Origin of the sequence: Proteiniphilum saccharofermentans, assembly GCF_900095135.1 — a bacterium.
Lineage (GTDB): Bacteria > Bacteroidota > Bacteroidia > Bacteroidales > Dysgonomonadaceae > Proteiniphilum > Proteiniphilum saccharofermentans.
On sequence record NZ_LT605205.1, the window covers coordinates 2,475,254 to 2,497,131 of the forward strand.

The following is a 21,878-nucleotide window of genomic DNA, read 5'->3' on the forward strand; positions in this document are numbered from 1 at the left end:
ATTACTGCCTCTGAACATTCATTTCAATCCCTCAAAATTGGGATTTTCTTAAAAAAATGCCATCATTTATAGGGAGTCTCATGGTAGGTAATTTGGTTTCAAATATTGTGATCTACGGATAATAAAAACTGCTCAATGGCTCCTCTGACCTGGGGGCGGGTGCCGTTGAATTTATTTACCATCACGGCAAATGCGTATTTCTTATTGCCATCGATCAGATAACCGGCAAAACATTGTACTCCGCCAATACTACCGCTTTTAGCAACAACTTTACCGGTTAGCTTCGTATTCCGGAGGAAACTCCGGAGCGTACCCTCCTGCCCTGCCTTTGGCAGCGAGTTGAAAAATACTGTGGAATGACTGCTTCTATTGTACATATATACCAACAGGTCGGTCAGAAATTGTGCACTTACTGCGTTTTGTGGAGCCAGCCCACAACCGTCAAACATCTGCAATGAGGAGGTTGAAATCCCTCTTTCTTTCCAAAACTCTTCTGTATATTCGATTCCGGCCTCTAACGGATCAGTATATATATCACCTTTGTTATAACGCCCCATGGTACGGATAAGGTGCTCCGCATAGTGGTTGTTACTCTCCACATTTATCTCCCGGATAATATCCTTCATGGGACGCGATACTTGTGTAAATATCACCTTTCCGACACGATAGGGAGTTGACTTCCGGTCTGTCGCACAAATTTCCGAAAGATAATCATTACGCGCCGTTTCCACATTTCCTATCTGGAAACCGACACGGGAAAGATAATCAGCCAACGTTTGTCCTAACAACAACCCCGGATCGGGGATATCTCCTTTAATACTGAATTCTGTCCTGCCTGCAGGAATATTCCCCCGCACCGCCCTATCGTACGAGAAAGGCTCACCATAGATATATCCGTTATCGCTCCCGGTACTATTCAAAGAAAGCGAATTCTGAAAGGTTAGTCCCTTAATTTCCGGCTCTGTACGCAGGATACGAGGACAACTATTTCTGTCAGTCGTATTAAAAAACAAGCGATAGCTATTGTCAAAAATACTGATACCATAAGCGCCTGCAGCATAATAATTTCCTATATCTATCCATGTCCATCCGGGCGCGACACCATCATAACCGAACAGATTATCCACGACATAAATGGTATACTCCTTGTCTTTAGGAAGTACTTTGGCGAGTGCTTCGGTACCATTGATAAAAAAGGCATTCCGATTTTCCCCGAAGGCTTCACTACCCAGTGTGGGATCGCCGGAGCCAAACACCAGGATACGTGACGGGTCATTGGCATCAAGCCCCGCTTCGGTCTTATAACGGTAATTATCTCCGAAAGTTTCCAACGCCGTAGCGGTGGTAAGCAGTTTTAGTGTCGATGCCGGTGTAAGTGATTTTTCCGCGTCGTGTGAAACAATATGTTGACCGCTCTTCAGTTCCACGACGGAGACCCCTACCGAAGCATGCTTCAGTGAGGGATGATTAATAAAACGCTGCAGCGCTGTCTGTGAATAGCCAAACCCGGTTCCCAAAAGGATAATTGTAGCAAGAAAATATCTTATCATGATTCAGTAGTATTATTGTCAGTACAACGTGAATATCGGGTGCAGGTAATTTATACACGTGAATTACAAATATAATGAATAATCCGGAAGAATATTGATCCCGGTCGGAAAATTAGAGAGAAATAAAAAAGGATGACCCTGGTAGAGAGTCATCCTAATTGATAATCTATTTATAATTATTTTTTGGGCTATGGTTAGAATTTATAACCCACAGAAAGGTAAGCGTTCTGGTTTTTGATATTTCCGTCGGAGACATTGGAGATATTCACTAATCCCATATCCCAGCCCAGATCTATCAGAATAGGACCAAATTCGGCACCCACACCGAGACCTAAACCGGCATCGAACGGTTTGAGTAATTTGTCGTCTCCGAACACATTTTCTCCGTCACGTTCAGCAGAACCATTTCCTGATGATACTTTAAACTTTGTTTTTCCTCCTACTCCATAAGCAGCATAGGGGCCTGCATGAAAAACAATGCGGGTTCCGGGGGAAACATCCAGTTTATACGCATAATGAACGGGCAGTTGCAGATACATCGGGTTAACTGAAATTTCTCCGGATACCGATCCGAGGGAGCCTTCATATTTCGCCCCTTTGGTTGTGAAGAACAATCCCGTTTGGATAGCACTGTTGTACATAAATTCATAATCAGCCGCCAAACCTATGTGGAATCCAACCTTTGCATTTCTGTCGTCCAATTCGTCACCATAGAAGTTCGACATGTTCACACCACCTTTTACTCCAAGGTTTACCTGGGCACTCGCTGCCGTTACCATGATAAGCATCGCCGCGATCAGCGAAAATTTCATTTTTCTCATAATTTCGTTCTTTTAGTTAAAAATTTAGTTTGTTTGAAGATTATGTCTTCATTTGCATTCAGACCACTTCTTACGGAAATAGTTTAAAGTTGTAGTTACAACACCCGGCAGCCTGATATTGTTTTACCTTTCATATTTATTCATTATTTTTGCTATGTAGACGAGCAAATATGATGGACTATATAGAGATTACCCCACAAAAAGAACTATCATCGTTTATAAAATGCTTTTGGGAATACAAAAGTAAGGGGAAGGACATTCACCATACTATTTTCCCGAATGGATGTTTTGAACTTATCATGGTATTTGAAAAGTGGGAATTAGCCTCTGAGTACATTTTTAATAGAGAAATCAGTTCTATTCTGGATTCTATTTTACTATTAAACCCCAACTTTTGGGGATTGAAGGAATTAGATTCTTTACCGTTCAGTGACAGAACAATAGAAATTGGCAAAAAATTATCCAGGATAATCCGGGAAAAAGAGATTGACCAAGAGAAGCAGCTATTACTAACTACAGTATATACCCCCGATTTGAATGTGGAAGAAGTGGCCAACATAACTCACTGGGATAGAAGAAGAATTAACCGCTATTTCAACAAACAATTCGGACTTTCGTCAAAAACCTTTCTAAATATAATCCGGTTGAGAAGCTCTTTTGAATCTATCAAAGAGAGCACTTTATATCCCGATTTAAATTATTACGATCAATCCCACTATATTAAGGAGACCAAAAAATATACGGGAGAGTCTCCTAAGAAACTGTTAAAAAACGAGGATGACCGTTTTTTACAATTCTCAGTGAACCGAAAACCTTAATTTTGCCATGAACTTAACAGATTAATAAAATGAGAAAATTGGAACATATCTCAAGGAAATGGTGGTTTTTTGTCGTCTTAGTGGCATCACAATCCTTATTGATGCCGTATGCAAGTAAGAATTTTCAACCGGGCGCCATTAGTAGTATTATTTACACTACACTTCAAAATTCACTTCAGATGGGATTCGGCAATTACAATATCTATTTCCAAGCTTTATCCCTTTTAACCTTAGTCCTGCTGGTTATACTGAAAAACAGGATGAAACTTATCTTCAATATATATGTTGCAGTCAGTTATATCCTTTTTGCTTTTATCCAAAATATAGCTGTGACAGAACGATATGGACTAAGCATAGTGACCGTGAATGTGATAATGTTTCTTTTCGTAGCCTACGTGTGGATATTGGAAACATTTCAATCGAAAAACGATTACTCATTTTCACACTTTAAATGGAAATATAGTTGGATGATACCCCTCGCGTTATTTGCATATTGGTGTCCTCTTTCACCCAATGGAATCAATTTGAATCCGTTGCATTTTTTCCATATAAATTCAGCAACCGCTTTCTGTTTGACGACACCATTATTTCTCACCATTATGACGCTGAATATCCCGAATATAAATGTTGTTACTTATCGCATCACAGCACTTATCGGGGTAATTATAGGTCTCTACAATATGGTTTCATTCCTCAATCCTTCTACTGTGTTCCTGGGAGTTTTACATATACCTCTACTTGCTATTTCTTTGTACTGCACCATATTGAGTTATAAGATTGGCAGAAACAAAAATAGTGCCGGCAGGACGCTTCCATCGGCAGATCACACATAACTCAACTGAAAAGGAGATGTTGAGAATATTTCGTTGGCTACTCTTTTGATTTCCTGTTGTGTGATCCCGTCGATCCGGGAATAGACCTCGTTCAACGGGGTGTAGCGGTTAAAATGCAGAAAAGCTTTTCCCATTCCCAACGTATTGTTTTCATGATTTTCCGCAGCAATACCCATCTGCCCCTTCCACTGCCGTTTGGTCCGCATTAATTGTGTAGGAGTTAATTCAGTCTGCATGATTTTCTCAATTTCTTTGTTGATAAGTCTCAGGCATCTTTCCCTGAATTTCGGATCGGAAGCAAAGTAGATGGTGAACAGGCCGGTATCGGAGTACAATGTCAGATTTGATTCCACATGATAGACCAATCCGTGTTTTTCCCTGAGTGAAACATTGAGCCGGCTGTTGAGGCTTCCTCCACCCAGTATATGATTGATCATATACAATACATATTTATCCGGATGATACATATTGAATGTACGCCATCCCATCACGACATGCGACTGGGATGTATCTTTTTGCATCTCCGTCTTTTCGGGAACCAGGATAGCCGGGGATATACGCTGCTTAAGGGGTAATGCTTCATTCGACGGATTTGATGCAGACGAAAAATACTTTTCGGCCATCCGGATAACTTTTGAAAAAGAGGTTTTTCCGAAAGAAAAAAAGACCATATTATCCGGACGATACTGTCTCTCAACGAAACGCTTCATGTTCCCGCTATTGAATGATTGCAGTGTTTCAGGATCGCCCAGTATGTAGTGCCCCAAATCGTGGCCGGCAAACACCAGATTCTCAAAATCATCATATATCAGTTCCGAAGGTGAGTCTTCATATGAAAGAATTTCATCGATGATCACTTCCCGTTCCCTTTCGATCTGCCGGTCGGAAAACCGGGAGTGAAAAACAATATCATTCAACAGTTCCATGGTACGGGGTAAATATTCTTCCGGAAATGCGGCGTACACAAACGTCTCTTCCTTGGAAGTGTAAGCATTAAGCTCTCCTCCTATATTCTCCATCCGGTCGACAACATGATGGGCCCTACGCTTCTCCGTACCTTTGAAGAGCATATGTTCCACAAAATGGGCCATACCCTGCTCAGCAGGAAATTCATCACGGGTTCCACTATTTACCGCAATCCCGCAATAGGATATGTCGGATGGAAAAGAACGGTGAATGATGCGTAAACCATTCGATAAAGTATGAGTATGTGTCATTATAAAAAAATCAATTCACCCGTGATACGGAATAGGTACCTTCATAAAATCCCACAATGTTCTGCGTCATCTCAATCGACATATTGATTCGATCCTCTATGGTTCTGGTTGCGGCGTGGGGAGCAAGCACCACATTATCGAGTTCCAGTAATTCCGGTAAAATATGTGGTTCATTCTCGAACACATCCAGTCCTGCAGCCCAGATTTTGCTTTCTTTCAACGCTTTTGCCAGTGCTTTCTCATCTACCATACTGCCACGGGCCGTATTGATAAATACTGCTGAAGGTTTCATCATATTTAATTGTTCCGCGGCAATCATGTGGTGCGTTTGAGGTGTATACGGCGCATTCAGCGAAATATAATCAGCCGTTCTCAATAGCTCCTCAAATGTCACATACCGGGCATTATATTGTTGTTCGATAGCTTTATCCAGCCTATTCCTGTTATGGTAAATAATCCCCATACCCGATGCCACGGCACGACGCGCCAACGATTGTCCGATACGTCCCATACCAATAATACCCAACGTTTTTCCATATACCGGCATGCCTCCCTCAGCATAAACGCCCCAGCTTACACCTTCAGGGGTGCGTAATTTACGATCGTAATAGCCAATACGGCGACCGGCAGCCAGCAAAAGTGCAAAAGCAAATTCAGCTGTAGGCTCACGCGTACTGTTAGGAATATTGGTGACCACAATTCCTTTTTTTGTAGCGTAATCCACATCGATATTGTTGAATCCCACTCCGAAATTAGAAATCAGTTCTAATTTTACGGCTCTGTCCATAATTTCCCTGTCAGTATAAAAACTAAAATTAGGGACAAGAACCTCGTAATCAGGGATCATTTCCAGCACCTCCTCTTTGGTGAAATATGATCTCTCGGTAGGAAGTGTAACATCATACTCTCCTTCCAAGGTTTTCAACCCTTCCGGCTTCAAACGATACGTAATCAATACTTTTTTCATAAGAATTACGGATTATGAGATACTAAATTACTAATTAATTGTCAATTAAATAAGTATAACAAAAAAAACGAGCCTTTCGACCCGTTTCTCCGCTCTTCCTCTTGGACTTGAACCAAGGACCCTCTGATTAACAGTCAGATGCTCTAACCAACTGAGCTAAGGAAGAATATTTACCTTTAAAACTTAACCTTTCTGCTCTTCCTCTTGGACTTGAACCAAGGACCCTCTGATTAACAGTCAGATGCTCTAACCAACTGAGCTAAGGAAGAATATTCTCTCTGCCGAAAAGCGATGCAAAAGTAGTATAATTTTCCGAATAAACCAATAACTCCCGGAAAAAAATTAAGTGCAGGCTTTTGTGACGAAAGAACCACTGATTGTCATCTTAATCTGTATGCAACACCAAATGTAATGTTGACTGATTGATAATCAGAAATACCCATATAATCAAGATTTGTCAGCAATGATATTTTATCGCTCGTATTAATTCTCAACCCCACGCTAAAATCGTAACCTAAATAAGTATCAGACGATTCAAATTCTGATCCATATGAGGCAGTGAGAACGCCAAAGCCCAACAAACCCTTCGCCTCGAAATTAACTTTCGGGCTAATTGGAGTAGAAGCCAACACCCCAAACATCAATCCTCCTATACCATAAGAAACATCATCCACGGTATGCCCACTGCCAAACCACTTTCCGGCAATACCTACATTGGGATGGAACAAGTATCCAAAATCGACCAACGACAAAGTGGCACCAACTCCTAAATCGCTCACGTCACCCACTGGGATAGCAGCTCCTAAGGACAATCCAATAAAACCTCTTCTGGAACCAGTGTCATTCAAACCCTCCACTCTTCTGTTTCGGGTTGAGACAGGCTCTCTGACAATTTTTTCTATTTCATCTGTTTGGTAGACGAAAACACTGCCATCAGAAGTTTGCAGTTTAATTTGCTCATTCGGGACTTGTTCAATGATGATGCCTCTTAAGATACTCCCGTTTTTGAGGTATACGACATCTATCAGATTGTTTTGCTGAGAAAAAGCAATTACCGAAACGAACAGTGTCAGAATTAACAAGTTTAATTTTCTCATAATTCGATCATTTTATTATTAAACAAATAGTGCGAATACTCTTTTCATTACATCCTGGTTCTCATCAGACAGGTTAATCCAAATCGTTTCTTTGTCCTTTTTAAACCAGGTGAGCTGCTTACGGGCATAGTTACGGGAATGTTGCTTTATTTTTTCTATCGCGAACCCAAGACTATATTTCCCGTCGAAATAGTCGAAAAGTTCTTTATACCCTACAGTATTGAGCGAGTTAAGATGCCGCTGTGGATAGAAGCTTCTTGCCTCCTCTATCAATCCCTCTTCGATCATCCGGTCCACCCGCCGGTTGATACGGTCATATAGTTCTTCACGATCACGTGTAAAACCGATTTTCACAATCCGGAACGGACGTTCTTTCTTTGGATTGGTACGCAGTGATGAGTATGGCCTTCCTGCCATCAGGCATACCTCTAAAGCATGGATCACTCGCTTGGGATTTTTCAAATCCACCTCATTGTAAAAAACAGGATCAAGTATTTTTAATTGCTGTCGTATTGGATCGAGACCATCCCTCCGATAAATTTCCTGTAATTCCTTACGGAGTGTTTCATCTATGGTGGGGATATCGTCAATACCTTTGCAGACCGCATCTATGTACATCATTGAACCACCTGTCATCACTACAACCGGATACTGTCCGTATAATTCCTGAAGCAGTGAAAGCGCATCCCGTTCATATTCACTGGCACTATAGTAATCTTCGGGAGAAAGTACACCCACAAAATAGTGTGTTACCCGACTTAATTGTGCTGAGGTCGGTGCGGCCGTACCAATGGTCATTCCCTTATATATCTGACGGGAATCAGCAGATAATATAGGAGATTCCAACTCTTCAGCAACTCTCAGGCTCCATTCTGTCTTTCCAACACCTGTAGGGCCAAGAAGCACGAGGAGCGTATTCATATCCGGTTGTTGTTCGATGGTTGTTCAGTTATTGTGCCGAAGAACGCGAAGCTGAATAACAATAATAGTGTTATCGACTGTATTAATATAAATCGTTAGTATCAGGTTCTGCCGGGGCATCATCTAATCCTTCAAATCCCTCTCTATCCAATTCGTCCAATTCAAAACTTTCGTCACCATAAAAAGTTTCCCCTATATCTAATGACACAGAGTCTGCTTTCATCACCTCGATATCTGCGATTTGCTTTGGAGCTTCACCCAATGAGAGTGTACAGACAGGGGATTTTAGATTTTTACCGGGAATGAGTTCCGACAGTTCAATAAACAATGCGCGCTCGTTAAAATAATCGAACACAAACATCAGCTTTTGTTTTTCATCTTCGAGATAATCACTCAAAATGCATTCTTCCATAATATAAGAGTCCTCATCGGAATAGGTATCCATCTCCACCAGAGTAATTTCCTGCTTCTTGCGCCATTTATTATCACAAAGGAAGAACGACGCCATCTCTTTATTACTGAATCCCGTACAATCTATAATTGCATTGTAAAAATCCAGGAACGTGGCATCCGCATCGATTTTAATTTCTCTTTTGAAGTTATCGACTTCATCAGACAGGATTAAAAATTTGAATATCATTGCGATTTCAGTTTTATGCATTGTTTACATTTCAAAGGTAATAAAAAGTTTTAATTTTTCACATTTAAGTAATTATTTTAATGTATCCAAATACACAACAACTGTATGGATGAACCGAATGGGGAAAGCAATTGTTTTATAGGTGTAACATAACTAAGGATATAGAATAAACAATAAAGCGAGCTATAAATCATTTTGAGGATATGAAACCGAAATATATGCCCGTCGATCCCGGCTATTTTGAACTTTTTGAGCAGGAGATGGAAAAAAATGATGCAAGAGTGATCCATTTTGCTTTTGCCAGTGAACCGGAACTGGAAGAGTCGCGCGGAAAGATCATCAAGATAGATGATAAGAGCCAGGAGGGTCATTTTCTTCTCTTTGAGAATGGCGATGAGGTACGCCTCGACAGGATTATCGTAATTAACGGAATACCGGGCCCCGCCTATGATGAATACGATTCATACGCCCTTGCCCCCCTCACTTGCCAGGCAGGTTATGACGATTGTTTTATGGAATAGAATTCATTATCTTTGCCTCCAACATTTAGACTATTTCAATTGCGTTTATGGCTCTGAAACAACAACAGGAACTAAAACAAACTCAACGTCTTTCGCCTCTGCAAATGCAGGTAATAAAACTGGTAGAACTCAATTCGGTAGAGGTGGAAGACCGCATCAAACAGGAGATAGAAGATAATCCCGCCCTGGAAGTCTCGGATTCCGGCCCTGCGGGCGAAGAAGAGGAGAACAACGATGTCCCGGAAGATATTCTCTCACAGGAAGAGATCATTCTTGGGGATTATGCTTCAGAAGATGATATACCGGACTATCGGCTGAATGGAAGCGACCGGAAGAATGAAACCAATATAGTCGAGATCAGTTATTACGACGACAAGTCATTGAGTGACTCATTGCAGGAACAGATCGGATTATTACAACTGGATGACCAAAGGCAATTGATCGCTGAGTATATTATTGGTAATCTCGATGAGAGCGGATATCTGCAACGCGACCTTCAATCGATCTCTGACGACCTGCTGTTTCAACAACAGATAGAGGTATCTCCCCTGCAAATGGAAGATGTCCTGTATGAAATTCAGGATCTGGAACCGGCCGGTGTGGGAGCCCGGAATCTCCGGGAATGTCTCCTGCTTCAATTAGGCCGGTATGCATCCACGCCGGCGGTGGAACATGCCAAAGTGATTCTTTCGGATTATTTCGATGAATTTTCAAGAAAACATTACGAAAAAATCATCCGCCAGATGAATATCACCCAGGATGAGCTACGCGATGCCATACATGAGATCGTCTCTTTGAATCCGAAACCGGGCAACGCGTTGGGCGGCACACTGCAGACCGCCATGAACAATATCACTCCCGATTTTATCGTAGACTCATACAATGGTGAGGTCTCCATCCAACTCAACAACAGTAATGTCCCCAGCCTACAGATAAACCGCTCTTTTTCGGAGATGCTCAAGGGATACAACGAAAACAAGGAGAGCATGTCGAACGACGATAAACAAGCGATTCTCTTTATGAAACAGAAGGTGGACTCTGCCAAATGGTTCATCGACGCAGTAAAACAACGCCAGAACACCCTGCAACGCACCATGGAGGCGATTGTGAACTTACAGTATGATTTTTTCCTGACAGAGGATGAGACCCAGCTCAAACCCATGATCCTGAAAGACGTGGCAGAAAGAACAGGATTCGATATCTCAACTGTTTCCAGGGTAAGTAATAGTAAGTATGTACAGACCAACACTGGTATTTACCCGCTCAAATTTTTCTTCTCGGAAGCTATGCAGACCAATACCGGAGAAGATATCTCTTCAAGGGAGGTCAAATTGATCCTCAAGGAAAGTATCGACAATGAAAATCCTGTCAAACCTCTTACTGACGACCAACTTACAAAGATTCTCAATGAAAAAGGATATGTGATTGCGCGCCGGACGGTGGCTAAATATCGCGAACAATTGAATATTCCTGTGGCTCGATTGAGAAAAAAAATATAACTTTGCGAATTCAAAACTGGTTATAGGATGAAGTCTATCGCACACCTAATCTCCACTATATTTCAACCCCTGCTGATGCCCATCTATGGAGTAATGCTCCTGTTTGTATACACCTACTTTGGAGTAACTTATCTTCAGCAGTTCTGGTTGATCATTACGCCGGTAATCCTATTTTCATTTGCGATTCCGGCTATTCTCATTTTCATGCTCTATAAGATAGGAGTTATTTCCGACTTGTCGCTGAAGGTACGTCGCGAACGTATCTACCCCTATATAATCACATTGCTTTCTTATTCTGTGATGATCTTTTTCTATTATAGAATGAACATGCCCCCATGGTTTTTGATGATCATGGTCTCCTCTGTCGCTATTATGCTTGTCGCTATCCTCATCACCCTGAAATGGAAAATCAGTGCACATATGTTCGGCATCGGCGGACTCATTGGGGGGGCTATGTCGGTAAGTTATTTCGTCGAACATTCCAACCCCTATTTTATGTTCATGGGATTGTTTATCATCGCAGGACTGGTTGGCACATCGAGGCTTATCCTCAAACGTCACACCCTTGCGCAGGTGATTGCTGGATTCTTATTGGGATTTTTGCTCTCCTTCATTTTTGTCTGGATAGGAGTACAACCATGAACAGAATCTTGTTTTTTGACATAAAAGAATTAAATAGTATATTTACCGCATAAATATTTTTTTAAATTATAATCATTATGAATTTTCCTGAAAATGTAAAGTACTCTTCCGATCATGAATGGGTAAGAGTGGAAGGCAACGAAGCATACGTTGGAATTACTGATTTTGCGCAAGGTGAATTGGGTGAAATTGTCTATGTCGATGTAACGACAGAAGGTGAAACCCTGGGTCAGGGCGAAGTTTTCGGAAGTATTGAAGCTGTGAAGACCGTATCCGACCTGATGATGCCTGTCGGAGGTGAAGTACTGGAAGTGAATACCAAACTGGAAGACGCTCCGGAGTTAGTGAACAGTGACCCGTTCGGTGAGGGATGGATCATCAGGATAGCAATCAATAGTGCCGGTGAACTGTCGGGTTTGATGTCAGCTGCCGAATACAAGGAATTTATCGGAAAGTAAAATTAATGTGATAATATACCAATATGCCAATGAGACTAATTGAAAGAAGAAGTCTGAAGTGAAGAAGTGGAGAAGTCAAAGACGCTAATTTTCAATTTTTAATTTTCAATTCTCAAATAGTCTTGATTCTTGGCTCTTGGTTCTTATAGTCAAAATAAAAATGAATCCATTAGTAAGTATTATTATGGGCAGTACTTCCGATCTGCCTATAATGGAAAAAGCAGCCCAATTTCTCAATGAAATGGAAATCCCGTTCGAAATGAATGCCCTTTCCGCCCACCGGACTCCCGAAGAAGTGGAAAAATTCGCAAAAGGTGCCAAAGACAAGGGGATCAAAGTGATTATTGCAGCGGCCGGTATGGCTGCACATCTTCCGGGAGTGATCGCCTCCATGACCACTCTTCCGGTAATTGGCGTACCCATCAATTCATCTCTGGACGGAATGGATGCATTGCTCGCCATCGTACAAATGCCCCCCGGCATCCCGGTAGCGACCGTAGGAATTAATGGTGCGTTGAATGCAGCTATCCTGGCTTTGCAGATGATTGCTACGGGCGATGAGTCGGTACAGAAGAAACTGGCAGACTATAAAGTAAGCCTGAAAAATAAGATCACCAAGGCAAACCAGGAATTGGCTTCCGTTTCTTACAAATTCAAAACCAACTGATTGATAATTGATAATTGACAGTTGATAATGGATAACAATTGGCATTTTGTAATTCATAATTCATAATTCATAATTCATAATTCATAATTCATAATTCATAATTCATAATTCATAATTCATAATTCATAATTCATAATTCATAATTAGTAATTCGTCTTGGTTCTTGACACTTGTATCTAATTTATAATCAATATGAAAAAAGTAATTCTTATGTTAACTGCCCTATCTCTGCTGGCAGCCTGTAACAACAGTAACCAGGCAGATAAGCAAGTACCGGTTGACGACGGTATCGACTACGCTACATTCGAATACAAGGTAGACCGGTTTGCAGATATCGAAATACTCCGCTATCCGGTCCCGGGCTTCAACAGCTTGTCGCTGCAACAAAAAGAGCTGATCTATTATTTATCGCAGGCCGCACTTGAAGGGCGTGATATCCTCTGGGATCAACACAACCGTTACAACCTGACTATCCGGCGGGTTTGCGAAGGAGTTTACGAGAACTATATGGGCGACAAATCGTCCGAAAACTGGAAACATTTCGAGACCTATTTGAAACGGATATGGATGGCTAACGGCATCCATCATCACTATTCCGAAGACAAGATCATACCGGAATTCCCGCAGGACTACTTCGTCTCTATCGTAAAAGGGGTGGATCCGGGACGCATGCCTTTCCGTGACGGGATGGCTGCCGATGAGACACTCAATGAAATCCTCCCGGTGATGTTCGATCCGAATGTCATGCCCAAACGGATGAACCAAACGCCGGGCGCCGATATCGTGGCGAACTCGGCAGTGAACTTCTACGAAGGGGTAACACAAAAAGAGGTAGAAGATTTTTACAATGCAATGAAGGATTCCAACGACAATACACCGGTGTCTTACGGTCTGAACAGTAAAGTAACAAAAGAAAATGGCGTTGTCACCGAACAGGTATGGAAACTGGGCGGCATGTACGATAAAGCCATTGAACGCATTATCGGATGGCTGGAAAAGGCGGCTGTTGTCGCCGAGAACGATCAGCAGAAAGAGGTGATCAACACGCTGGTCTCCTATTACCAAACGGGGGATCTGAAAACGTTCGACGACTATTCGGTGAAATGGGTGACCGACACCGCTTCCCGTGTAGATTTTATCAACGGTTTTATCGAGACCTACACTGATCCGCTCGGTATGAAAGCGACCTGGGAGTCTATGGTGAACTTCAAGAGCGAAGAAGCATCCGAGCGTACCCGGATCATCAGCGAAAACGCCCAGTGGTTCGAAGATAATTCTCCTGTCGACGACCGTTTCAAGAAAGAAGAAGTGAAAGGGGTATCGGCCAAGGTGATTACAGCCGCCATGCTTGGTGGCGACTGCTATCCGGCTACTCCAATCGGCATCAACCTGCCTAACTCCAACTGGATCCGACGCGACCATGGCTCCAAATCGGTGACTATTGATAATATCACCTTTGCCTATGACAAAGCGGCAGAAGGGAATGGCTTCAAAGAAGAGTTCATGTGGAGCGATACCGAACGGGAACGTGCCAAAAAATATGGCACCCTGACCGATAACCTGCATACCGACCTGCACGAATGCCTCGGACATGGATCGGGAAAATTACTTCCGGGTGTGGACGGTGACGCACTCAGAGCCTATGGTTCACCGCTGGAAGAAACAAGAGCCGACCTGTTTGCGCTTTATTATCTGGCTGATCCCAAATTAGTGGAACTGGGGCTTTTACCGGACAATGAGGCTTACAAAACAGAGTATTATGGCTACATCATGAATGGTGCCATGACTCAGCTCACCCGTATCCAACCGGGTAAAGATATTGAACAGGCACATATGCGCAACCGGGCATTGATCTCCAACTGGGTGATCGAAAACGGAAAAGCTGACAATGTAGTGGAATTACAGCAACGTGATGGCAAAACATACGTGGTGATCAACGATTACGACAAACTGCGCAGCCTCTTTGGAGAGTTACTGGCCGAAGTGCAGCGTATCAAGTCGGAAGGCGATTACGAAGCAGGCAAGAACTTAGTGGAAAAATATGGTGTGAAAGTAAATGCGAATCTGCACAAAGAGGTGCTGGCACGCTATGAAGCGCTGAATATCGCTCCATACAAGGGATTTGTGAATCCGGTTTATAAACTCGTAACCGATGACAAAGGTAAGGTAACGGATGTAACTGTTTCATATGATGAAAACTATGTGAACCAGCAGTTGCGTTATTCAAGACAATACTCAGTATTGCCGTTGAAGAATTAATCCTACAGGAAATATCAACAAAATGAGGGTGTATCACAATTTCGTGGTTTCACCCTCATTTCACTAATCACCTTCCCACTTTCCCGCCTTCTCACTTTTCCACATCCAACAATGACTTACGACGAAACAATTGATTATCTTTATCGCCAGATGCCCGAATATCAGCGGATCGGCGATAAGGCTTATAAACCCGGGCTTGACAACAGCCTTGCATTAGATGAGATATTCGATCATCCCCACCAACGTTATAAAACCATCCATGTGGGGGGTACCAACGGGAAAGGCTCCGTTTCACACCTGTTGGCTGCTATCTTACAGGAATCAGGATACAAAGTGGGATTATATACTTCTCCCCATCTGATCGATTTCCGCGAAAGAATCCGTGTCAATGGAGAGATGATCAGTCGTGAGTTCGTGATGGATTTTGTAGAGCATTACAGGGAACAGTTTGAACCGGTAATGCCCTCGTTCTTCGAGTTAACTATGGAGATGGCTTTCCTCTATTTTGCTCAACGGGAGGTGGATGTAGCTGTGATCGAGGTCGGTCTGGGCGGACGGCTCGATAGCACCAATATCATCTCTCCCGATCTTAGCATTATCACTAACATCGGATTCGATCATATGAAACAGTTAGGCAATACATTGCCGAAGATCGCTGCCGAAAAAGCAGGAATCATAAAAGCATATACACCTGTAGTGATTGGAGAAGCGGGCAATACGGAAGTAACACAGGTTTTTATCGATAAGGCACAGTCGGTGAACGCTCCTATTGTCTTCGCGGAACTCTATATGAACAATTTTAAAGCAGAGAAATGTGAATCAGGATGGTTGCTGTTTCATGCAGACGGGTACCCTGATGTAAAGAGCGAATTAAGGGGGTTAGCACAAGACAAAAATGCACGAACGGTATTGACGGCGGTGGAAGTTCTCCTTGAAACAGGTTATGTGATTCCGAAAGTAGCTGTGTATAAAGGGTTCGCCAATGTGACCTCCATTACCGGATTAATGGGGCGATGGCAACAGTTGCAAACTTCACCGAAGATCATCTGCGATATCGCGCATAACGCGCATGGGATACGATATGTGGCGGAACAGTTACAATCAGAAAACTTCAATCGTCTCCATATGGTGTTCGGAATGGCAAACGATAAAGATATTGATCCCGTCCTTTCTCTCTTACCACGGGATGCTGTTTATTATTTTACAAAAGCATCGGTAGAACGTGCGTTGGATGAAAAAACGCTGGCACAACAGGCCGAAACATACGGATTGAAAGGAAACAATTTCGGCACTGTGACAAAAGCAATAGAGGCCGCAAAAGAAAACGCCGATAAAAACGATCTCATTTTCATCGGCGGTAGTTCCTTTATCGTAGCAGACGCGTTGCCGCTGTTCATATAATTACCAAACTAACACGATTCGGAAGTTGTAATCTACCAGGTACCCATCGGCTCGCACAAGATCGGAGGCCTGAATAAAGAAAGCGACAGTACTATTTCCATTAGGCGCATACTGTACGTCGAAACTGATAGTCTCGGTATATGTGCCTATAATATTTCCGTTTTCATCCGTTTCTGCATAAGTAAACAAGAATGGAAGTAGTTTCTGTACTTCATCGACTCCCTGCTGGCCTATAAAAACATAACCTAAAACAGCTCCTTCTTCATAAATAAAATCCGTTAACTCTGGTAAATCATATATCGCCTGATAACGGCCAGCATCAGGATTCCACTCCCAATGTTCCTCTAAAACAGTATACGGAAGTATTTCCCACTTCGTAAATTTAGGTTCTAGTTCCTCATTATTCTGCCGCAACGCCTCTTCAATCATCCTACGGATCTGAGCCTCAGTCAGATAATCATCAGGATAATCATCAGAACAGGAATACCCTCCAAGCAAAACTGCCACAGAAAGCAATGATAAAGCAACTGTTTTAAATAAATTTTTTCCCATATAGATAGTTTTAATTGGTTTCCATTCGAGCGTAAAAATAATCATTTTTTATTAAAAAGCATTTGATCTCACCAGATCAATACAAGTCTGAATTGATAGTATACTTTCGCTGCCATATCCTGAATACCGTCAGACGGCTGAATATAGAATGTCACCCTGTTGGTCAAAGAACTATATTCATAGCCTACCGTTTCCGTAAATACACTGCCATCGTCCAAGAGAATACTTATTGTATAGGGAAGCTGAGTTTGTACCTCATCCTGGTTTTGTACGCCTAAAAAAACATAACCGATCACCGCTCCACTTTCGTAGATGAATTCATCTATGTATTTCATCTGTTTAACTACTTCCCACCTTCTCTTGGCAGGATTCCAACTCCATTCCGAAGCATTCACTTCATAATCCTGAATATCCCACGCGGTTTCAGTTATATCGTCATCACTACAGGATGAGGCAAAAAAGCCAATACCTACAAACAGAAGGCCAGCAAAAAAGTAGGGAAATAATTTTCTTTTCATAATTCGTTATGTTGAAGCCATACAGCTTATTTATAAGCTAAGACTTGAAAAAAATTCTTACGTTTAATTTAAAACAGTAAAAGAGGGAAAAAAGTTTAAACCATTCCCCTCTCCATATATTGATGCTTGTCCGAAGTTGTCCAATACAGGAGGATAAAAGTGTGATCTTATACCTCTTAAATACCGGTATTACAATCCTAACAATAAAATTACCTTCCTCCCAAAAATCCGCCTAGAATATCGTTCAGGGGATTACCGTCGCCATCCTTGTCGAGTGCACTACCCAACATATCCATGATGCCTCCACCGGATTTACCTTGCTGTGAATTACCCAGCAGGCCTCCCAGGAGATCGCCCAAACCACCGGCACCGGTATTGGCCTGACGCTTCTCTTTTCCAAGGTATGCCATTACAATAGGGGCTAACATCGCCAACAAAGGAGCTATCTTATTCATACTGACTCCGGTTTTCTGAGATATGCCCTGCTCTACAGCCGGAAGTTTATTCCCAAATATATGACCCAGAATTCCATTGCCATCCTGCTGCAATTCTTCTGTATGTCCCTGTAACATTCCGGAAAGGTTATTCAGAAGCGAACCATCATGTTTTGACTCCAGCGCTTTATTCAGGCTCTCCGCCCCATCGCGGGATTGTGCATTCCTGGTCATTCCGGCTAATATTGCCGGCACGGCCATATTGACTACGCCCGACGCCTCTCCTTCATTCATGCCGAGTTGACCGGCTACACTTTTCACAATTGATTGCCCCACCGGGCTGTTTAATAATTCTGATAGATCCATTTGCGTGAGTAATTATAAAATAATAAAGCCCAAATATATATTTATTAAACAATCTGTTCCTTTATTAAGTTCTTAGAATTGACGTAATGAGGAATAAAACCACACTATAGGATTACCGTAATTTACAATTACTTTTTCAACAATGGATTGCCAGCTGTGAAAAAAACATTATTTTTGTCTATCCACATTATTATGGATGATAATTTTTCAATATAAGGAGAACAACGGACAAAGTCGTATGAGAAGCGTAATCAAAATGTCTTACGTCTTGAATCTTGATTCTTTGCTCTTTATTCTTTACTCTAAAATATGAAACAATATCTTGATTTATTACAGCGGGTGCTCGACGAAGGGGTTAAAAAGGAAGACCGTACAGGAACCGGAACCATCAGTATCTTCGGACATCAGAGCAGGTACAGGATGAGTGACGGATTTCCGGTACTTACCACTAAAAAATTACATCTGAAATCGATCATCCACGAATTGCTTTGGTTCCTCAATGGGGATACCAATGTGAAATATCTGAACGATAATGGCGTGCGTATCTGGAATGAGTGGGCTGATGAAGATGGCGACCTGGGGCATATCTACGGGTATCAATGGCGTTCATGGCCCGATTATAACGGCGGACATATCGACCAGATATCAGAGGTAGTGAATACCATCAAAAATAATCCCGATTCCCGACGTATTATTGTCAGTTCATGGAATGTGGCTGATATTCCCAGTATGAACCTTCCTCCTTGCCACGCTTTTTTTCAATTTTATGTGGCTGACGGAAAACTGAGCCTTCAACTCTATCAACGTAGTGCGGACATTTTTCTGGGAGTGCCGTTCAATATCGCTTCCTATGCGTTACTGCTGAAAATGATGGCCCAAGTGACCGGGTTGGAGGAGGGTGATTTCATCCACACTTTCGGGGATGCCCATATCTACCTGAATCATCTTGAACAGGTGAATCTTCAACTGTCGCGTGAACCGCGGCCACTACCAAATATGAAGGTCAACCCTGATGTAAAGGATATATTCGGCTTCCGTTTCGAGGACTTCGAACTGGCAGACTACGATCCACACCCACACATTAAAGGTATTGTCAGTATATGATGAATCAGAAGAAACCACATATCGCCATTATTGTCGCACTCGATGAACAGAACGGTATCGGGCGAAGAGGCGAACTGCTTTGCCATCTTCCCGCCGACCTGAAGCATTTTAAGGAGCTCACCACAGGACACACCATCATTATGGGAAGAAAGACCTATCAATCGCTTCCTAAAGGTGCACTGCCCAACCGAACCAATATAGTAATTACTTCTGATAAGGAAGACAATTACCCTGGCTGCGTCGTGGTACGTTCTGTCGATGAAGCGCTGGCCCGTTGCAAAAATGAGGACACGGTTTTTATTATCGGTGGAGGGCAACTTTACCGTTCAACCCTCGACCTTGCGGAGATACTCTATCTCACCCGCATACATCACACTTTTGACGATGCCGATACTTTTTTTCCGGAAATAGATCTCAACAAATGGGAGTTGATTCAACAACAAACATACCAGACAGACGAAAAACATCAATATAATTATTCATTTCATACCTGTATAAAAAAATAAGTTGTAAAAATGGATGTGAATAGTTGGAAAGAGTTTCTGCAGGGCGACGAAAAAGCATTTTCGTCGCTATATCGTAGTTACTTCAATGAACTTTTTGCATACGGTCTGAAAATAGGTTTCGATGAGGAGGTATGCAAAGATGCCATACAGGATGTTTTTTACAAAATATACATCTCCCGAAACCAACTGACCCACATCAGAAATATTGAATCTTACTTGCTCCACTGCCTGAAGAACAGATTATTTGATATCCACAATCTGGAAACTAAAATTAACCATATAAATTACAATGATATCATTCTCGAAAGTGAAAACAGTGTCGTAGAAAAGATCATTGAGGAAGAGACAGAGTTGCAGTGGGAAAGTAAAATAAAACAATCACTGAAAACTCTGCCTCCAAAACAAAGAAAGATAATCTATTACCATTATCAGCTCAACCTTTCTTTCGATGAGATAGCTGCCTTACTGGATATGACACCCGAAGCAGTAAAAAAATCAACTTACAGGGCACTACAGAAAATGAGAGGAAGTCAGCAACTAAAGAATCCTTTTTTTACTTTCCTTTTCTTCGTTCTTTAACCATATTTTGTTAATCTTTATTAATATTGTCTCCCCTTTGTCTTTTTTGAAGTCTTTAATATATAACCGAATGATATTGTCTGTTATGGATCAAAAAGATTTTTTGTGTGACGACCTTTTCATATACTGGAGAATCCACCCGACGAAAGAACTGGATACTTTCTGGGTGAATTTTCTCAAAGAGAACGAAGATTATAGGGAATCCTTCAATAAAGCTATTGAAACATTTGAAATAATACGAAAAGGGAAAGAGATACTTGAAGTGGGAGAAACTTCAATACTACAGGAGCTAAAAGATAAAATCGAGAAAGAGAAATTAAAGAAAAGAAGGAAAATACGAAAGATACTAGCTTCATCTGCCGCTGCCATATTGCTTCTTTTATTGATTTCCTCGATCTTTATTCTGTATGAAAAGAAGGAAAATGTGGATTCCCTCACATCTTCCATAGGAGAGGTAGTGAATAATAACAATATACAACTTTTTACCGGCAGTAATGTATTAGAAATCGATAATAATTCAGTGCTGGATTTATCCGGGGAGAAATATGGCACCATAATCCAACAGTCACATTCGCAGAAAAAAATCGATCTGGGTAACAACCAGACAAACAAACTTATTGTACCTTATGGGAAAAGGTCGACATTGATTTTAGCTGACGGATCGAAAGTACATCTGAATTCCGGAACTAAAATGGAGTTTCCATCCATATTTTCCGGGGAGAAAAGGGAAATCAATCTAGAAGGAGAGATTTATATTGAAGTGGCAAAGCAAACCAATGCACCTTTCGTTATTCACACCCCTAATTCCCAAATTACTGTCTACGGAACTTCTTTCAATGTATCTTCCTATTCCGAAGACGCGAAAGAGTCTGTTGTTTTAGTAAATGGTGCAGTGGAAGTGAAAAGTGTAAACAGCACCATACAATTGGAGCCCAATGAAATGGCTGAGATTGAGAATGGACAAATATTACGGAAACAGGTGGATGTTTCAGATTATATTGGTTGGACAAGTGGTTATATGCAATTAAATAGGGCGCCATTGAACGAAGTATTGAAGAAAATAGGACGATACTATAATATAAAGTTCCAGTACGGATTAGATCTCGACCTGTATGACCAAACTTGTTCAGGTAAATTGTTCCTTTCGGATAATCTGGATGATGTACTCGAAGCTTTTTCAAAGATGACCTATCTGCAATATACTAAACAGAACGATGAAATAATATTCATCCGCCAACAACAAATAAATCAACATTATTAATTAAAAATTAACTATTTATGCCTATGGGAAAAGAACAATGAAAAAAAGTCGAGTAATGCGGCAACATTACCCGACCAAAATAAATTTCGCGGTTAAGCAAGAGCATTGGTCAAACAAGTTTGATTATGCCATTAGCAACAGCAAATTTACAAAGTGAATCTAATTTATTGGTAAAAATTAAAATTCAAAACAAAGATATGCAAGAAAAGTATACATGTAAAGCATTTACCACGAAAAAGAATGATAA

Annotated in this window: 23 protein-coding genes and 2 tRNA genes; 13 read left to right on the forward strand and 12 right to left on the reverse strand. The window is 41.6% G+C overall.

Features of this window, described 5'->3' with window-relative positions; genetic code table 11:
* Positions 1 to 98 precede the first annotated feature (98 nt).
* Positions 99 to 1,550 (reverse strand): D-alanyl-D-alanine carboxypeptidase/D-alanyl-D-alanine endopeptidase, encoded by a 1,452-nt coding sequence (gene dacB / locus PSM36_RS09750; protein ID WP_076930740.1) that lies wholly within the window; start codon positions 1,548 to 1,550, stop codon positions 99 to 101.
* A 194-nt stretch (positions 1,551 to 1,744) separates the two neighbouring features.
* The gene (locus PSM36_RS09755; RefSeq protein ID WP_083711006.1) at positions 1,745 to 2,371 is read right to left on the reverse strand and encodes a porin family protein; all 627 of its coding nucleotides are present in this window, start codon (positions 2,369 to 2,371) and stop codon (positions 1,745 to 1,747) included.
* Positions 2,372 to 2,541: 170 nt separating this feature from the next.
* Between PSM36_RS09755 and PSM36_RS09760 the strand changes: the two genes are divergently transcribed.
* Complete coding sequence (locus tag PSM36_RS09760; RefSeq protein ID WP_154671003.1) at positions 2,542 to 3,189, forward strand: helix-turn-helix domain-containing protein; 648 nt, start codon at positions 2,542 to 2,544, stop codon at positions 3,187 to 3,189.
* A gap of 29 nt (positions 3,190 to 3,218) precedes the next feature.
* Complete coding sequence (locus PSM36_RS09765; RefSeq protein WP_076930742.1) at positions 3,219 to 4,022, forward strand: hypothetical protein; 804 nt, start codon at positions 3,219 to 3,221, stop codon at positions 4,020 to 4,022.
* Here the strand turns inward: PSM36_RS09765 and PSM36_RS09770 are convergent.
* From PSM36_RS09770 to PSM36_RS09800, 7 genes are all read right to left on the reverse strand, one after another.
* Positions 4,013 to 5,239 (reverse strand): M16 family metallopeptidase, encoded by a 1,227-nt coding sequence (locus tag PSM36_RS09770; protein WP_076930743.1) that lies wholly within the window; start codon positions 5,237 to 5,239, stop codon positions 4,013 to 4,015. The two genes, PSM36_RS09765 and PSM36_RS09770, sit on opposite strands and share 10 nt — an antisense overlap.
* 10 nt (positions 5,240 to 5,249) lie before the next feature.
* Positions 5,250 to 6,206 carry an NAD(P)-dependent oxidoreductase gene (locus tag PSM36_RS09775; protein ID WP_076930744.1) on the reverse strand — a complete coding sequence of 319 codons (957 nt, stop codon included), beginning with the start codon at positions 6,204 to 6,206 and terminating at the stop codon, positions 5,250 to 5,252.
* Positions 6,207 to 6,298: 92 nt separating this feature from the next.
* A tRNA-Asn gene (locus PSM36_RS09780) sits at positions 6,299 to 6,372 on the reverse strand.
* Positions 6,373 to 6,401: 29 nt separating this feature from the next.
* Positions 6,402 to 6,475, reverse strand: a tRNA-Asn gene (locus tag PSM36_RS09785).
* A 111-nt stretch (positions 6,476 to 6,586) separates the two neighbouring features.
* On the reverse strand, positions 6,587 to 7,303 hold the full coding sequence (locus PSM36_RS09790) for a hypothetical protein (protein ID WP_076930745.1): 717 nt from the start codon (positions 7,301 to 7,303) through the stop codon (positions 6,587 to 6,589).
* A gap of 18 nt (positions 7,304 to 7,321) precedes the next feature.
* The gene (gene miaA, locus PSM36_RS09795) at positions 7,322 to 8,224 is read right to left on the reverse strand and encodes a tRNA (adenosine(37)-N6)-dimethylallyltransferase MiaA (RefSeq protein WP_076930746.1); all 903 of its coding nucleotides are present in this window, start codon (positions 8,222 to 8,224) and stop codon (positions 7,322 to 7,324) included.
* Between the two features lie 82 nt (positions 8,225 to 8,306).
* Entirely contained in the window at positions 8,307 to 8,864 is a 558-nt protein-coding gene (locus tag PSM36_RS09800) for an IS1096 element passenger TnpR family protein (protein ID WP_076932173.1), read from the reverse strand.
* Between the two features lie 203 nt (positions 8,865 to 9,067).
* On the opposite strand from PSM36_RS09800, the gene PSM36_RS09805 reads away from it, so the two are divergent.
* The 7 genes from PSM36_RS09805 to PSM36_RS09835 all read left to right on the forward strand — a co-directional run bounded on the left by PSM36_RS09805 (position 9,068) and on the right by PSM36_RS09835 (position 16,311).
* Positions 9,068 to 9,385: a hypothetical protein gene (locus tag PSM36_RS09805; protein ID WP_076930747.1), complete on the forward strand. Its 318-nt coding sequence runs from the start codon at positions 9,068 to 9,070 to the stop codon at positions 9,383 to 9,385.
* A gap of 47 nt (positions 9,386 to 9,432) precedes the next feature.
* Positions 9,433 to 10,884, forward strand: a complete 1,452-nt coding sequence (rpoN, locus tag PSM36_RS09810) for an RNA polymerase factor sigma-54 (protein WP_076930748.1) — start codon at positions 9,433 to 9,435, stop codon at positions 10,882 to 10,884.
* A 27-nt stretch (positions 10,885 to 10,911) separates the two neighbouring features.
* Positions 10,912 to 11,526, forward strand: a complete 615-nt coding sequence (locus tag PSM36_RS09815; protein WP_076930749.1) for a hypothetical protein — start codon at positions 10,912 to 10,914, stop codon at positions 11,524 to 11,526.
* Between the two features lie 77 nt (positions 11,527 to 11,603).
* Positions 11,604 to 11,984, forward strand: a complete 381-nt coding sequence (gcvH, locus tag PSM36_RS09820) for a glycine cleavage system protein GcvH (protein ID WP_076930750.1) — start codon at positions 11,604 to 11,606, stop codon at positions 11,982 to 11,984.
* Positions 11,985 to 12,144: 160 nt separating this feature from the next.
* Positions 12,145 to 12,651, forward strand: coding sequence for a 5-(carboxyamino)imidazole ribonucleotide mutase (purE, locus tag PSM36_RS09825; protein WP_076930751.1), 507 nt, complete (start codon positions 12,145 to 12,147; stop codon positions 12,649 to 12,651).
* Positions 12,652 to 12,843: 192 nt separating this feature from the next.
* On the forward strand, positions 12,844 to 14,910 hold the full coding sequence (locus tag PSM36_RS09830) for a dipeptidyl-peptidase 3 family protein (RefSeq protein WP_076930752.1): 2,067 nt from the start codon (positions 12,844 to 12,846) through the stop codon (positions 14,908 to 14,910).
* Positions 14,911 to 15,021: 111 nt separating this feature from the next.
* Positions 15,022 to 16,311, forward strand: a complete 1,290-nt coding sequence (locus PSM36_RS09835) for a bifunctional folylpolyglutamate synthase/dihydrofolate synthase (RefSeq protein ID WP_076930753.1) — start codon at positions 15,022 to 15,024, stop codon at positions 16,309 to 16,311.
* Here the strand turns inward: PSM36_RS09835 and PSM36_RS09840 are convergent, their stop codons facing one another.
* The 3 genes from PSM36_RS09840 to PSM36_RS09850 form a co-directional block, all read right to left on the reverse strand.
* Positions 16,312 to 16,818, reverse strand: coding sequence for a hypothetical protein (locus PSM36_RS09840; RefSeq protein ID WP_154671004.1), 507 nt, complete (start codon positions 16,816 to 16,818; stop codon positions 16,312 to 16,314).
* Between the two features lie 113 nt (positions 16,819 to 16,931).
* On the reverse strand, positions 16,932 to 17,381 hold the full coding sequence (locus PSM36_RS09845; RefSeq protein WP_076930755.1) for a hypothetical protein: 450 nt from the start codon (positions 17,379 to 17,381) through the stop codon (positions 16,932 to 16,934).
* 209 nt (positions 17,382 to 17,590) lie between these two features.
* Positions 17,591 to 18,181 (reverse strand): DUF937 domain-containing protein, encoded by a 591-nt coding sequence (locus PSM36_RS09850; RefSeq protein ID WP_076930756.1) that lies wholly within the window; start codon positions 18,179 to 18,181, stop codon positions 17,591 to 17,593.
* Between the two features lie 309 nt (positions 18,182 to 18,490).
* Between PSM36_RS09850 and PSM36_RS09855 the strand changes: the two genes are divergently transcribed.
* The 4 genes from PSM36_RS09855 (at position 18,491) to PSM36_RS09870 (ending at position 21,631) form a co-directional block, all read left to right on the forward strand.
* A complete protein-coding gene (locus PSM36_RS09855) occupies positions 18,491 to 19,285 on the forward strand; it encodes a thymidylate synthase (RefSeq protein WP_076930757.1) in 795 nt (264 codons plus the stop codon).
* The gene (locus PSM36_RS09860) at positions 19,282 to 19,791 is read left to right on the forward strand and encodes a dihydrofolate reductase (protein WP_092118428.1); all 510 of its coding nucleotides are present in this window, start codon (positions 19,282 to 19,284) and stop codon (positions 19,789 to 19,791) included. The genes PSM36_RS09855 and PSM36_RS09860 overlap by 4 nt, the downstream gene beginning before the upstream one ends.
* A gap of 9 nt (positions 19,792 to 19,800) precedes the next feature.
* Complete coding sequence (locus PSM36_RS09865) at positions 19,801 to 20,370, forward strand: RNA polymerase sigma factor (RefSeq protein WP_076930758.1); 570 nt, start codon at positions 19,801 to 19,803, stop codon at positions 20,368 to 20,370.
* A gap of 85 nt (positions 20,371 to 20,455) precedes the next feature.
* Positions 20,456 to 21,631: a FecR family protein gene (locus tag PSM36_RS09870; RefSeq protein WP_076930759.1), complete on the forward strand. Its 1,176-nt coding sequence runs from the start codon at positions 20,456 to 20,458 to the stop codon at positions 21,629 to 21,631.
* Positions 21,632 to 21,878: the final 247 nt, after the last annotated feature.